Source organism: Bacillus cereus (assembly GCF_002564555.1).
GTDB classification, from domain to species: Bacteria; Bacillota; Bacilli; order Bacillales; family Bacillaceae_G; genus Bacillus_A; species Bacillus_A cereus_K.
Genome location: NZ_NUVD01000020.1, coordinates 611,525 through 627,271, shown reverse-complemented (window position 1 = coordinate 627,271; position 15,747 = coordinate 611,525). Strand labels below are relative to the sequence as shown.

Here is a 15,747-nt window from a genome sequence, read left to right as displayed (position 1 = left end):
AAAGCCCGCACTAATGTGCGAGCTTTTTTTATGCTTACAAAATACTTATCGTTTTCCTTTTTCATAAGGCGTTCCTAATGCTTTCGGAGCTTCAGATCGACCTACAAAACCAACGAGTGCTAATATTGTGAATACATACGGTAATATCGTTAATAAAACACTTGGAATTTGGTCTAATACAGGAATTGTTCCGCCAGTTACACTAAGAGACTGCGCAAAACCAAAGAATAGAGCTGCACCTAATGCACCTAGTGGATTCCACTTTCCAAAAATCATAGCAGCTAAAGCTAAGAAACCTTGTCCTGTAATAGTTGCTCCTGAGAAGTTATTAGAAATTGACATTGCAAAAATCGCCCCACCAATTCCAGCAAACACCCCTGATATACAAACTGCAATATAACGCATTTTATATACATTAATCCCCATCGTATCCGCTGCCATTGGGTGTTCACCAACAGCACGTAGACGAAGCCCGAACGGCGTTTTATAAATAACATACCAAACAACGAATGCTAAAATAATGGCAATATACGACGTTATTGGTACGTTTGAAAAGAATATTTTCCCTATAACCGGAATATCCGAAAGGCCTGGAATGTCAATCTTTTCAATACGATACTGAATAAAGTCAGTCTGTCCTTTATCAAAAATCTTCTTAATTGCAAATACTGTTAAACCAAGAGATAAGAAGTTAATCGCTACACCACTTACAACTTGATCAGCTCGGAATGTAATAGATGCTACCGCATGAAGTAATGCGAATAATCCACTACCAATTGCCGCAAATAATAATGCAATCCACGGAGTCATCGTTCCCCAAGTATCGCCCATTAATAGGTTTGTAACAACTCCAATAAATGCACCAAATATCATTAGTCCTTCTAATCCGATATTTACAACACCCGATCGTTCACTAAATACACCACCTAGTGCTGTGAAAATTATAGGTGCTGATGTATATAACGTGCCCGTCACAAGAATGGCTAATATATCTAAAAAGCTCATTTATTTCCCCTCCTTGCTCATGCGTGTAAGCGCCCATCTTAGCACATAACTACATGCAACAAAGAAGATGATGCACGCAATAATTACGTTAATAAGCTCTGATGGTACATCTGCCTCAAAGTTCATTTGAGGGGAAGCACTTTTCAAACCACCAAATAATAATGCTGAGAGAATAATACCAAACGGGTTATTTCCTCCAAGGAGCGCTACGGCAATCCCGTCAAATCCTACTCCTGTAAACGAAGACATCGCTGTCATGCTTTGGAATGTTCCTAACCCTTCCATTGCTCCACCAATCCCTGCAAATGCACCAGCAATTGTCATGGAGATTACTACATTACGAGAAACTTTCATACCTGCATATTGAGAAGCATGTTGATTAAATCCTACTGACTTTAATTCGTAACCTAAAGTTGTTCGATCTAATAAGAACCACATTAAGATAGCTACTAAAATGGCCACAACAATTCCCCAGTGAAGGCGTGAACCATCGGTAATGGAAGCAAGCCAATCTGAAGATAATGACGCACTCTCTTTAATATCATATGTTTTATCATTACCCTCGTGTAAGAAACGCTTAATAATGTCATATGTTACATATAACGCGATATAGTTCATCATAATTGTTACAATAACTTCATTAACTTGAAACTTTCCCTTTAAGTATCCAGGGATGAAACCCCAAATCCCACCTACCAATGCTGCAAATAAAATAGATAATGGAATATGAAGGAAAGCTGGTAGTGAGACTGCATAACCGAACCAAACCGCTGCAAGCCAACCAACTAACAATTGACCCTCTACCCCGATATTAAATAAACCTGTACGAAATGCAAACGCCACTGATAATCCAGCAAGAATAAGCGGTATCATTGTACGAAGCGTCTCACCAATCGCACTTGCGCTACCAAACATCCCCGTCCAAAGTGCACTATAACCAACAATTGGGTCATAGCCACTAACTAGCATTACAATTGCTCCTACAAGTAAACCGAAAATAACGGATAGTACTGGGACTAAAATATTTATCGTTCGTTCTGTTAAAATTTTTTTAGCCATTTGTACCCACCTGCTCCTTCTTTGTTCCTCCAGCCATTAACAATCCAAGCTGTTGTTCATTCGTTTCTTTCGCATCAACAATTGCTACAATTTTCCCTTCATAAATAACAGCAATTCGATCGCTAACATTTAAGATTTCCTCTAACTCTAGTGATAAAAGTAATACACCTTTTCCTTTATCTCTTTGCTCTATTAATCTCTTATGAATAAATTCAATTGCGCCTACATCTAAGCCACGTGTTGGCTGTGCTGCAATTAACAAATCTGGATCACGGTCTACTTCACGTGCAATAATTGCCTTTTGCTGGTTCCCTCCAGATAGTGCACGAGCTAACGTTTGCTCACCAGGTGTACGTACATCAAACTGCTCAATAAGCGCCTTTGCTTTTTCTGTAATTTTGCTGAAATTTAAAATCCCTTTCTTTGAAAACGGATTTTTATAGTACGTTTGCAGAACTATATTATCTCTAACAGAAAAATCAAGAACGAGTCCGTGTTTATGACGATCTTCTGGAATATGACCAATTCCTTCTTCTGTTATTCTTCTAACAGGCCAATTCGTTATTTCTTTCCCTTTAATTGCAATAGAACCTGACTCAACTTTTCGTAAACCAGTAATTGCTTCTATTAATTCACTTTGTCCATTTCCATCAATCCCTGCAATACCAACAATCTCCCCCGCACGAACAGTTAAGTCAAGGCCTTTTACAGCAGGTAGTTGACGCGCATCGTGAACAACAAGGTTTGCAATTGAAAGTACCTCTTCTTTTGGTTTCGCGTCTATTTTCTCTGTTTTAAAATTCACTTGACGTCCGACCATTAATTCTGCAAGTTTATGTTCATCCGTATTTACAACGTCAACGGTTCCAATCCCTTTTCCTTTGCGAATAATTGTACAACGATCGCAAACTTCCATAATTTCTTTTAACTTATGTGTAATAAGAATGATAGATTTTCCTTCTTGTACAAGCTTCTTCATAATTTGAATCAACTCATGTATCTCTTGAGGTGTTAACACAGCAGTCGGTTCATCAAATATTAAAATTCCCGCCCCGCGATACAATGTTTTCAAAATTTCAACACGCTGCTGCATACCTACAGAAATATCTTGTATTTTTGCATATGGATCCACAGATAAACCATATTGCTCAGACAGTTTTTGAATCTCTTTCGCAGCATCTTCAATAGCAATTTTCCCTTTTTTCTTTGGTTCATTTCCGAGAATAATATTCTCTGTAACTGTAAAATTATGAACAAGCATAAAGTGTTGATGGACCATTCCAATACCTAGGTCATTTGCTATATTCGGATTTGTAATTTTTACAGTTTTTCCTTTAATTTTAATTTCACCTTGTTCTGGTTGGTACAAACCAAATAGTACATTCATCAATGTGGATTTCCCTGCACCATTTTCTCCAAGTAAAGCATGTATTTCTCCCTGCTTTACTTGCAGCGTAATATCATCATTCGCTACAATGCCTGGGAATACTTTCGTAATGTTATTCATCTCAATTACGTATTCCATTGTGTTCCTCCTTTTAACAGGGAACATTCCCCTATTACACTATTAACTTATTAAGCAATTCGGAAGTTTTATACATACAAAGGTTAGTTCTATGAACTAACCTTTGCTATTTCTCTATTTATTTTTTTAGAGAAGCTTCATATTCTTTATACTCTTTATCTGTAGCTGGTACTTTAATTTCACCATCTGTAATTTTCTTTTCAAACTCTTCTACTTTTGTTAAAATTTCAGGGTTAACTTTTTTCACATTGTCAGTTGTTTTTGAAATACCAACACCGTCATCTTTTAAGCCAAACGCTTCTACTTTACCGCCTTCTAATTTACCGTCTTTTGCTTCTTGCGCTACTTTTTCTACAGCGATATCAACGCGTTTTACCATTGAAGTTAATGTTACGTTTTCAGGCATACCTTCTTGATTTTGGTCACGGTCAACACCGATTACCCAAACATTTTCACCTTTTTTCTTACGGTTTTTCGCTTCAGTAAATACTCCATTACCTGTACCACCAGCAGCATGATAAATTACATCTACACCTTGACCATACATTGCCGACGCAAGAACTGTACCTTTTTCAGGTTTATCGAATGCTTCTGCATATTCAGATACAATTTCAATGTTTGGATTTACTGCTTTTGCACCAGCTTTAAATCCATTTTCAAATTTACTAATTAAGTCACTCTTCATTCCACCAACAAATCCTACTTTATTCGTTTTTGTTGACATAGCTGCCACCGCACCTACAAGGAATGATCCTTCATGATCTTTAAATGTAATACTCGTTACATTTGGTGCCTCTACTACAGTATCAACGATTGCAAATTGTTGTTTTGGAGATTCTTTTGCTACTTCTTTAATTGCACCTTCTAATTTATAACCAATTCCGAAAGTTAAATCATATTTATCTTTTGAGAATTTTTTTAAATTCGGAATATAATCAGCTTCTTTTTCAGACTGAAGATAACGATAATTTGTCTTTTCTTTTAAGTCATTATCTTTACCAAATTTTTGTAATCCTTCCCAAGAAGATTGGTTAAATGATTTATCATCAACGCCCCCAACGTCTGTTACCAAACCAACCTTGAAATCTTTATTGTCTTTCGTGTCTTTCTTGTCACTGCTCGCCTTATCCGAGTTACCACATGCACCTAACACTGTACTTGCTGCTAACGTTAACGATAATAATAGACCTGTTTTTTTCTTCATACTAGAAACCCCTCCTAAAATAATAAATATATCTCTTTATTCTTACGCTGCTGTCCCTAACTTCTTGCTGTCACCTCCCTAAAAAGGAACTTACCTACATACGTTTTCTTAATACGTGGAAGCTAAACTTATCAGCTCTAAAGTAATTGATAGAATATAAGATTGGTTCATCATTTTGATCATAGTGCATTTGTTTTAAAACTAGCAGTGCCGTTTCAGGTTCACATTCTAAAATCGGTGAAATTTTCGGATGATAACCTATTGGCTCAATGTGAGCAACCGCGTACGTAATACGTTTGTGCGTATTATTATGTATAACAGTAAGCAATGATTCCTCATTGTATCCAGATAAATCTGGTAAAATCTCTTTTGCCAGTTTATCAACGCAATATACAACTGGTTCTCCATCTGCTGTACGTACACGCTCAATCATTACTGCATTAAAACCATCTTCACTATTAAACTTCTCTTTTTCTTCTTCTGTTAAAGTTGTTGTAGATGATGATAAAAAGATTGTTCCCGGTGTTTTCCCCACACTAGAAATCATATCTGTAATACTAGAAAGTTGCTCAATTCCAGAAGAAAATAACGGTTTCGCATTTACAAATGTCCCTACACCATGTCTACGAATGACAACATTTTCTTCCTCTAAAATACGTAATGCTTCCCTTAAAGTCGCTCGACTTACGCCAAGTTCTTTCGCGAGATCAAACTCTGACGGTAACTTTTGTCTTTCTTTGTAAGCTCCATCTTTAATTTTTTCTTTGATGTAATCTATCACCCGTAAATATAGGTGACGACTATCGGATTTTACTGACATAAGACTCCCCCGCATTTCAATTATTCGACCTCTGATGTAAGACTTCTTTTCTCTTTTTTCAACTTACAACATAGTAAATTACTAAACAGTAAATACTAAAAACAATCATAATTATCGAATAAATATTAATACTTTTTCAAGAATAAATTTTCACTCTTTACTGCATAAAAAAAACTTTGCACCATAAACATTCCTCATATCGAGAAAAAGTTCGGTACAAAGATCCCTTACATCCTTTGTTACACACTTTTCCCCTCATAGTCCAGCAATTCATGGTTGCCAGGTAGAAACTTATGGACCTTATCTCCAAGATTATATGAGGCAGTGATTCTTTTCGAAGTAATCTTACCACTTGCTCCCATACGTGTCAACAAAATTTAACATTTTTCTACATTGAATATCGAACATTTATAAAAATAATACCTATAGCATTCGTATTCTAAAGAATCACATAGAATGTAAGCCCTTTCTTTGTTGCTGACTATAGTATATAACAAAAACCGTATATAAAAAAGCCTAATTGCAAAAACAATTAGGCTTTTTTTTAAGAACTTTTTTCTTGTACATCATTAATGAGCACTTCTCTCGGTTTACTACCTTCATAAGGACCTACTACACCATTCATTTCCATTGCATCAATCAAACGAGCAGCTCGCGTATAACCTACTCTAAACCTACGTTGCAACATAGAAACGGACGCTGTTTGCATTTCCACTACAAGCTGAACTGCTTCATCATATAATTCATCTTCTACTTCCCGCTTTGTATCAGGAACATCTTGCGGAATCATATCTTCTTGATACTGGGCTTTTTGCTGTCCAATAACATATTCTACAACTCTTTCAACTTCATCATCTGATAAAAATGCCCCTTGTACACGTACTGGCTTTGATGCACCAATAGGTATAAACAGCATATCTCCTCGACCTAATAGCTTCTCTGCGCCACCACCGTCAAGAATTGTACGAGAATCCGTTTGAGAAGACACAGCGAATGCAATACGCGATGGAATATTTGCTTTTATAACACCAGTAATTACATCAACTGACGGACGCTGCGTTGCAATAATTAAATGAATACCAGCCGCACGAGCCATTTGTGCTAAGCGCATAATTGCATCTTCTACATCCGACGAAGCAACCATCATTAAATCTGCTAACTCATCCACAATTACTACAATATAAGGTAATTCAGGCTGTTTCGCTTCCGATTGACTATTATGATTTTTAATATAATCGTTATACCCTTCAATGTTACGCGTACCACTATGAGCGAACAATTCATAACGACGTTCCATCTCACTCACAACTTTTTTCAAAGCTTGCGATGCTTTTTTCGGATCAGTTACAACTGGCGTTAACAAATGAGGAACACCGTTATATACATTTAACTCTACCATTTTCGGATCAATCATCATTAATTTTACTTCGTGCGGTTTTGCACGCATTAAAATACTAACAATAATACCGTTAATACATACACTTTTCCCGCTACCTGTCGCACCTGCTACTAGTAAATGGGGCATTTTATTTAAACGGGCTAATACAGCTTCACCTGTAATATCTCGTCCAAGACCAATTAACAACTTCTCTTCCGGATGATTATTAGCCTTAGAGTCAAGTACTTCCCTAAGGGTTACCATAGAAACTTCTGAGTTCGGAACTTCAATCCCTACAGCTGACTTCCCTGGAATAGGTGCTTCAATACGAATATCTTTCGCCGCTAATGCAAGCGCTAAATCATCACTTAAACTAACAATTTTACTTACCTTCACTCCCATGTCGGGATACACTTCATACTTCGTAACTGCAGGTCCTCTATGTACTTTTGTTACTTTCGCTTTCACGCCAAAACTTTGGAATGTACGTTCTAATTTACGAGCATTCTCATAAATTTCCGCATTTTCATTTGTAACTTGCTTATTTTTCGGGAATTTTAATATATCAAGTGAAGGAAGCTTGTAATCTTTATTTTCTACATTAGAAAATTGCATAGGAGGTGCTTTCGTTTCACCATCTAGCGATTCAACGATTTTTTCTCCACGCTTTTTCTTCGGCTCCTCAACAGGTGGAGCTTCTTCTATAAACGGTGAAGTAATCAAATCTTCTTGTTCTTGTTCTACTTCGATTCGTTTATCCTCTTCTTCATTTACAGGATAATTTTCAGTGAAATTTGAAATAATCGGAGGATCAATTTGTATCTCTTCCATAGGTTCAATAATTTCTTCTTGCTCCACAACGCGTTCGTGTCTTGAACTTCTTGTTGTTTTTTTCTTCTCTGTTTGTTCCGCAGCCCTTTTGGATCGCCAATCTTTATAATCCTCTTGTATCACTTCAAATTGACTTCTAAGAATTCTCCCTACCGGAGCAAGGACTTCACCAATATGCTTATTTGTTATACAAAGTATTCCGAGAATAACTAGAATAATTCCAATGATATAAGCTCCTACTTCATCAAATAAGAAGTAACATGTTGCGAACATAAGCGCACCAAACATACCACCGCCTAAATGAACGCTATCTGGCCCCTTTTTCATTTCAAGAAAGAAGTTATCTTTCGTACTCACAATAACAGAAGTATTTTGCACTGCTCCATCTTTCGTAAGAAGGTTAAATAATGTAATATGACTAAACATCAATATCGCCAATACAATTAAATAAACTCCGATTAACCGTTTATTTAAAAGGTTCGGCCATCCGCGTTTTATAACAAACGAAACTGATAAAGCTATTACACCTAACACACCAATTATGTACCACTCACCAAAGAAGAAACGAAAAAATAATACAAACGATTTCCCTACAACACCTAGCTGTAAAATCGTAATGATTGAAAGTGCAAAAAGAGTCAAACCGACGATTTCATAATACAAGGTTGGCTTTATCGTACGTCTTGCCTTTGCCTTCGTCCCTCTTTGCTTTTGTTTTGCCATTTCTTCACCTCACGTTCTACATATAAGAAAAACTCCCTTTTAAAAAAGCCCTACTTATACGTCTGTTTTCTCTATTTTTCAGGTCTTTATATCTTCCATATTTACACTTCTTGTAAAATGTTAAATAAACAGAAGAAAGCAGCCTACTCATGGCTGCTCAACCGTCTTGTTTTTTATATTATACCATAGCTTCTAAGCAAAATCCTTCTTTTTGCTAAAAGGTTATTTTCTGACCAGGCTCATATTCTAAGTAGTCAAACGGGTTCGTACTTAACACACGTACAATAGAATAACATTGATTACTTTCCTCAGAAACCATTAATTCCACGCCATTTATATTCACAACTTTTTGGCTTTCACATTGTGAATAATCGGCCGGATATACAAGTTGCTCTGGCATAATTGTATATAAAATCATTGTAACATTGTCCCTTCTGTATGGCTGTCCATGCGTTCATCAATTAATTCGTTTAATTTTCGAAGTGCGCTACCAATACCACCGACATCATCTATAAGACCATACTTCACCGCATCTCCACCAATTACATTCGTTCCAATATCTCGCGTCAAATTTCCTTTCGCAAACATAAGCTCTTTAAAACGATCTTCCGTTACTTTCGAATGCTTCGTCACAAATCGACTGACTCTTTCTTGCATTTTATCCAAATACTCAAATGTTTGTGGCACACCTATGACAAGACCCGTTAAACGAATTGGATGAATTGTCATAGTCGCAGTTTCCGCAATAAATGAATAATCAGTAGAGACAGCAATTGGTACACCAATGGAATGTCCCCCGCCCAAAACAAGAGATACCGTCGGCTTTGAAAGCGAAGCTACCATCTCAGAAATCGCTAGTCCAGCTTCAACGTCACCTCCAACTGTGTTTAATATTAAAAGCAAACCTTCAATTTTCGGATTTTGTTCAATCGCGACAATTTGCGGAATGATATGCTCATATTTTGTTGTTTTATTTTGCGGAGGCAACTGAATATGACCTTCCACTTGCCCAACAATTGTTAAACAATGAATACGCGATTCATTCATTTGTGGTACATTTGTTTGTCCAAGTTGTTGAATTTTCTCTACTATCGACGCTTCTTTCCCAATTTCTTTTGGCTCAGCTTCTTTCTCCTCATTTGTATAACGATCACGTTCTGTCATATCGCATCCCCTTTCACTCGTATATAACTATTATTTCTTAAGTTATAAATTTCATTCGATGGAGTTACAAAAGAAAAAAGATCACCCGTAAAGGTGATCTTTTTTACACTTCCATAATAATCGGTAAGATCATAGGCTTTCTCTTTGTCTCTTCGTACAAGAACTGTCCTAATAACTCACGGATATTTTGTTTTAACATAGACCATTCAATCGAATACTCTTTAATTGATTGCTCAACAATCATACGTACAATCTCTGTAGATCGGTCAATTAACGCTTCTGATTCACGAACATATACAAAGCCACGTGAAATAATTTCTGGACCAGAGATAATTTTCTTTTCATCTTTACCAAGTGTTACAACAACTACTAAAATTCCGTCTTGAGATAACATCTTTCTATCTCGAAGAACGATATTTCCAACGTCACCTACACCTAGTCCATCAATTAAAACATTACCAGCTTGTACTTTACCAACTAAGTTCGCTTCATCGTCACCAAAAGCAATTACATCGCCTTTTTCTACGATAAAGATATTTTCTCTTGCAATACCTACATCTTCAGCTAAATATGCATGTGCTTTTTGCATACGGAACTCACCATGTACGGGTACAAAATACTTCGGTTTCATTAAATTTAACATTAGTTTTAATTCTTCTTGACTACCGTGACCTGAAACATGGACTTTTCTTTCGCCATAATAAATAACTTCAGCTCCAGCTCTAAATAATAAGTCAATAATTTTTGATACAGAAATTTCATTACCTGGAATTGGAGAAGCCGCAATAATAACCGTATCACCTTTACGAATTGAAATTTGTTTATGTGCTTGCTTCGCCATTCTAGAAAGGGCTGCCATCGGTTCACCTTGACTACCTGTCGTTAAAATAGCTACCTTTTTCTCTGGGAAATTATCTACTTCTTGCAGTGAAATAACCATACCTTCTGGAACATCTAAATAACCAAGACGTCTAGCAATGTCTACTACTTTCACCATACTACGTCCCACTACTGCTACTTTTCTTCCCGTTTCAGCAGCTGCATCAAACACTTGTTGAATACGGTGTACATTCGATGCAAATGAAGCAACGATAATGCGACCTTCTGCGCCGTAGAATACTTTAGAAATTTCTACCCCAACTTCTTTTTCCGAACCTGTATAGCCTGGACGCTCAGCATTTGTACTATCAGATAATAAGCAAAGTACGCCTTCATTTCCGATTTGTGCCATTTTCCCAAGGTCTGCTCCACTATTTCCAATCGGAGTTTGATCGAATTTAAAGTCTCCCGTATATACGACAGCACCTTTTGATGTATGGAAACAAACACCAACAGAATCCGGAATACTATGTGTCGTTCCAAAGAATGACACCGTTGTAGTATTAAATTCTACTGTTGAATTTGCGTCGATTGTTTTTAAGTCTACACGGCCTAACATGCCCGCTTCGCCAAGTTTTTCTTGTATAAGTCCTACCGTTAATTTCGTTGCATACACTGGAATAGATAATTTACGAAGTACGTAAACAATTCCACCAATATGATCTTCATGACCGTGAGTAATAAATAAACCTTTTACTCGCTCTTGATTTTCTACTAAGTATGTAATATCAGGAATAACGATATCAATTCCAAACATTTCATCTCCTGGGAACATTAATCCTGCATCTACAATAAAGATTTCAGAATCAATTTCAACACAGTACATATTTTTCCCGATTTCACCTACTCCACCAAGAGCAAATACTTTAACAGACTCATTCTCTTTTCTCTTCATGTTGTTGCCTGGTTTAAAAATCTTGCAAACACTGATTTCACTAAAATTGTAGAGACACCAGGGGAAACTCTACAACCACCATATATTCACCGTCCAAGACGAATGTCCTTACCGTTATGCGATATCATGTCCTTGTTTATTTTTTAAACCAGGTTTCACCTCTCTTTCATTATATAAATCAAATATCTTATTCGATATGATATGAAAATTTAATTAAATTATAATTTCTTCCAATTTTGCTAAGCATACCCGTACTAAGCTACTTAGCCATATTATACCTGATACAAGAAATAGAACACAAGTTAAATCGTGAGAAAGAAACAGTAAAAGAAAGGAATGACACCAAAAGTATCGAGCTTATTTCCGGTATATTTACGTTGCTTTTATAATCCATATTATTTTGAAAATACACCCCTAAATACTCTAAATTACTTTCATATGATGGATTTTCTAGATTTTTTTCTTAAATTGCACAAAAATACTTATGAAATGAGGGTTTTTTATGGATTACGTCACATTTGAGACAATTCCTCCTAAAAACATAACTGAAAGTTTACTACACTTACACAAAAACATTTTCAGTAATAGCTACGACTTTTTAACGAAACTCAAGGTGCAAGATTATTTTCTTATAAACGTTGCAATACATGACGAAAAAGTTGTAGGCTACAAAATTGGATATGAATTTAATAAGGTTACATTTTCCAATTAACTTAGCGGGGATGACAGTCTCTATAGATATCAAGGGATTTCCTCCAAATTAATGCAAGAACAACACAATACTTTAAAAGAAAAAAGTTTTTCTATCGTTTAAACAAAAACAAGTTGCGTAATATATTTATTTTAAACATAAAAAGTGGTTTTGACATTATAGGAACATATACAGATAAGAAAGGAGAGCCTAAAATCATTTTACAAAAAATTTATTTTAAAACAGATTCAAACATTTTCACACAAAAAAAATGACCTAGCTTCCCACTAGGTCATTTTTTTTAACGAGGAATTGATTGCATTACAGATTGTAACGCCACTCTTTCTTCTTCTGTTAATGGAAGAAGTGGTAAACGTACAGAACCTACATCTAATCCCACCATTTGTAACGCTGTTTTTACAGGAGTTGGGCTTGGCGCCATAAATAATGAGTCAGTTACTCTTACAAGCAATTGATGTAATTTTTGCGCCTTTTTGAACTCTCCTGCTTGGAATGCTGCAATCATTTCTTGCATTTCATTTCCAATAACATGAGATGCTACTGAAACGATACCTTTCGCTCCAACCGCCATAGCCGGTAACGTTAAACCGTCATCACCGCTGTATACTGCAAAGTCGTCCGCTGTTTTTTCAATGATTTCTGTCATTGTTAGTACATCGCCGCCTGCATCTTTAATCGCAACAATGTTTTCTATTTCTGATAAACGAACAACTGTATCAACGGAGATTTGTACAATAGATCGTCCTGGAACGTTATATAGCATAACCGGAAGCGGAGTGCTTTCAGCAATTGTTTTAAAGTGCTGATACATTCCCTCTTGACTCGGTTTGTTATAATACGGCGCTACTAGCATAACTGCATCAACACCAACTTCTGTTGCCTTTTTAGTTAAGTCAACAGAAGCATGCGTATTATTGCTACCTGTTCCAGCGATTACGGGCACCCTTTTATCGACAACAGATACGACATGGCGATATAGCGCTACTTTTTCTTCTGAAGTTAATGTAGGAGATTCACCTGTCGTTCCTCCTACCACGATTGCTGTTGTACCGTTATCAATTAAATAATTTACCAATTTCGTTGTCTTTGCAAAATCGATATTCCCATTTATATCAAACGGTGTTACCATCGCAGTTGCAATTGTCCCAAAATCTATCATGGTCTCACTCCTTATTGTTCCAGTTGCTTTTCTTTTGAAAGCTCAAACGCACTATGTAATGCATTTACAGCCTCCACTAAATCGGTTTCTTTTACAAGAACCCAAATTGTCGTATGACTATCTGCTGATTGCAGAATTTGAATACCTTTTTCCGCTAAAGCTGTAACGATCTTTGCAGTAACCCCTGGGATACCTGCCATTCCAGCCCCAACGATAGATACTTTCGCACAATGCTCTGTCACAATTGGCTCATATCCAAGTTGCTTCAACACTTCGACAGCGCGAGCTGATACATTATCATTTACTGTATAAGCTACACCAGTAGGAGAAATGTTAATTAAGTCAACACTAATGCCTTCGTTTGCCATTTCTTTAAACACATGTTGCTGTATATCGTATGCAGTTTCTTTTGCAAGCACTTTAATTTGCGTTACATTTGATACATGGGCAATACCTGTAACAGGACGTTCTTCTACATCCTGCCCTTTTGTAGCACCATCGTATGCTGCAATAAGCGTACCTTCGCTATCAGAGTAAGTAGAACGTACACGAAGCGGTACTTTTGCATGCATCGCAATTTCAACTGCACGTGGATGAACGACTTTTGCACCTTGGTAAGCCATGTTACAAATTTCATTGTACGTTACCGTTTGAAGATGACGTGCATCTTTTACAATACGAGGATCCGCGGTCATAACACCTTCTACATCTGTGAAGATATCAATAAATTCAGCATGAAGCGCAACACCTAATGCTGAAGCTGAAGTATCGCTACCTCCGCGTCCAAGTGTTGTCGTATCACCTTTTTTCGTTTGCCCTTGGAATCCTGTAACGACGATTACATCTAGATTTTCTAATTCTTCATGTATACGATCGCAATTCATTTCAACGATTTTCGCATTCGTAAAATCATCATTTGTTACAAAACCAGCTTGTGCACCATTTAATGCCGCTGCTTTTATGCCGTTCTCATTCAACATATTAGAGAAAACAATTGCAGAGATTAACTCTCCACATGATAATAATAAATCTTGCTCACGTTTAGAAATAGTAGATTCCTCTTGATTTACAAGACTTAATAACGTATCCGTTGCATATGGTTCACCTTTACGGCCCATAGCAGATACGACAGTAACTACTTTATAACCAGCAGCTAACGATTTTTTTATATGATGAAGCGCATGCTTACGTCCATTTTCATCACGTACTGATGTGCCACCAAATTTTTGAACAATTATTTTCATATTTTGCACCTTCTCTTAGCCGTTTACACTAATTGTAATTTTACTAAGCGCTCTGCAATTTGAACAGAATTCCATGCAGCGCCTTTTAATAAGTTATCAGATACGACCCAAAGATGGAATCCTTTATCGTTATTTAAATCTTTACGGATTCTTCCAACGAATACTTCGTTTTTACCTACTGCAGTAGCTGGCATTGGATATAACTGTTCTTCTGGATTATCTTGCAGAACAATACCTTCCGCATTTGCAAGTAAGCTCTTAAATTCTTCTACTGTTACGCCTTCTTTTTCTACTTCGATGTAAACAGACTCAGAATGCCCTGATACAACCGGTAAACGTACACATGTAGCCGCTACTTCTAGTTCTGGCATATGCATAATTTTTTTCGTTTCATTAATCATTTTCATTTCTTCAAATGTAAATCCATTATCTTCGAATTTGTCAATCTGTGGAATCGCATTAAAAGCAATTTGGAAATGTTTCTTATCACCTGATACTGGTAAAACATTCGCCTTAACTTCTTCGCCATTTAAGATTGCTTGTGATTGTTCATGAAGTTCTTCAATCGCTGCCGCACCAGCACCTGATACAGCTTGATATGTGGAAACGATTACTCGTTTTAAACCATATTGCTGACGAACTGGTTCAAGAGCGACTACCATTTGAATTGTAGAACAGTTTGGATTTGCAATAATTCCATTATGTTCTTTTAAGTCGTTTTCATTTACTTCAGGTACAACAAGTGGCACGTTTTCTGTCATACGGAATGCACTTGTATTATCAACAACAATCGCACCGCGTTTTGCTGCTTCTGGCGCTAATTGTTTCGATACAGATCCACCAGCACTAAATAGTGCGATATCTACTCCTTCAAAACTTTCAGGAGTTGCCTCTTGAACTGTAAATTCTTCGCCTTTAAATACAAGTTTCTTACCTGCAGATCGTTTAGATGAAAGTAACGTTAATTTCCCGATTGGAAATTCTCGTTTCTCTAAAGTATTTAACATTTGTTCACCAACTGCGCCGGTTGCTCCAACTACAGCGACATGAAAAGTTTTTTGCTTTTCCATCACTATGCCCCTTTCTAGATACCAATCCTTCTATAACTTAGAATCAGAAGGAGTATACAATACCCCTTCTAATCTTAAT

12 protein-coding genes and 1 riboswitch are annotated in these 15,747 nt (G+C 36.6%); all 12 genes read right to left on the bottom strand.

Going from position 1 to position 15,747, the window contains the following annotated elements:
* Positions 1-45: 45 nt before the first annotated feature.
* Entirely contained in the window at positions 46-1,005 is a 960-nt protein-coding gene (locus tag COI75_RS13815) for an ABC transporter permease (protein ID WP_000008850.1), read from the bottom strand.
* Positions 1,006-2,064 carry an ABC transporter permease gene (locus tag COI75_RS13810; protein WP_001074696.1) on the bottom strand — a complete coding sequence of 353 codons (1,059 nt, stop codon included), beginning with the start codon at positions 2,062-2,064 and terminating at the stop codon, positions 1,006-1,008.
* Entirely contained in the window at positions 2,057-3,589 is a 1,533-nt protein-coding gene (locus COI75_RS13805; protein ID WP_000456932.1) for an ABC transporter ATP-binding protein, read from the bottom strand. Before COI75_RS13805 ends, COI75_RS13810 begins: the two co-directional genes overlap by 8 nt.
* A 118-nt stretch (positions 3,590-3,707) precedes the next feature.
* Complete coding sequence (locus COI75_RS13800; protein ID WP_000730602.1) at positions 3,708-4,793, bottom strand: BMP family lipoprotein; 1,086 nt, start codon at positions 4,791-4,793, stop codon at positions 3,708-3,710.
* 94 nt (positions 4,794-4,887) lie between these two features.
* Positions 4,888-5,613 (bottom strand): GntR family transcriptional regulator, encoded by a 726-nt coding sequence (locus COI75_RS13795; RefSeq protein WP_000114185.1) that lies wholly within the window; start codon positions 5,611-5,613, stop codon positions 4,888-4,890.
* A gap of 238 nt (positions 5,614-5,851) precedes the next feature.
* Positions 5,852-5,953, bottom strand: a riboswitch (purine riboswitch).
* Between the two features lie 204 nt (positions 5,954-6,157).
* Complete coding sequence (locus COI75_RS13790; protein ID WP_001118797.1) at positions 6,158-8,545, bottom strand: DNA translocase FtsK; 2,388 nt, start codon at positions 8,543-8,545, stop codon at positions 6,158-6,160.
* A 214-nt stretch (positions 8,546-8,759) separates the two neighbouring features.
* Positions 8,760-8,963: a YlzJ-like family protein gene (locus COI75_RS13785; protein ID WP_000605031.1), complete on the bottom strand. Its 204-nt coding sequence runs from the start codon at positions 8,961-8,963 to the stop codon at positions 8,760-8,762.
* Positions 8,960-9,709 (bottom strand): translocation-enhancing protein TepA, encoded by a 750-nt coding sequence (gene tepA, locus COI75_RS13780; protein ID WP_000139809.1) that lies wholly within the window; start codon positions 9,707-9,709, stop codon positions 8,960-8,962. Before tepA ends, COI75_RS13785 begins: the two co-directional genes overlap by 4 nt.
* A 103-nt stretch (positions 9,710-9,812) precedes the next feature.
* A complete protein-coding gene (locus tag COI75_RS13775) occupies positions 9,813-11,483 on the bottom strand; it encodes a ribonuclease J (RefSeq protein ID WP_000823074.1) in 1,671 nt (556 codons plus the stop codon).
* Positions 11,484-12,475: 992 nt separating this feature from the next.
* Entirely contained in the window at positions 12,476-13,354 is an 879-nt protein-coding gene (gene dapA, locus COI75_RS13760) for a 4-hydroxy-tetrahydrodipicolinate synthase (RefSeq protein ID WP_000564771.1), read from the bottom strand.
* 11 nt (positions 13,355-13,365) lie between these two features.
* Complete coding sequence (dapG, locus tag COI75_RS13755) at positions 13,366-14,598, bottom strand: aspartate kinase (RefSeq protein ID WP_000692463.1); 1,233 nt, start codon at positions 14,596-14,598, stop codon at positions 13,366-13,368.
* A 23-nt stretch (positions 14,599-14,621) separates the two neighbouring features.
* Positions 14,622-15,668 (bottom strand): aspartate-semialdehyde dehydrogenase, encoded by a 1,047-nt coding sequence (gene asd, locus COI75_RS13750; RefSeq protein ID WP_000414852.1) that lies wholly within the window; start codon positions 15,666-15,668, stop codon positions 14,622-14,624.
* Positions 15,669-15,747: the final 79 nt, after the last annotated feature.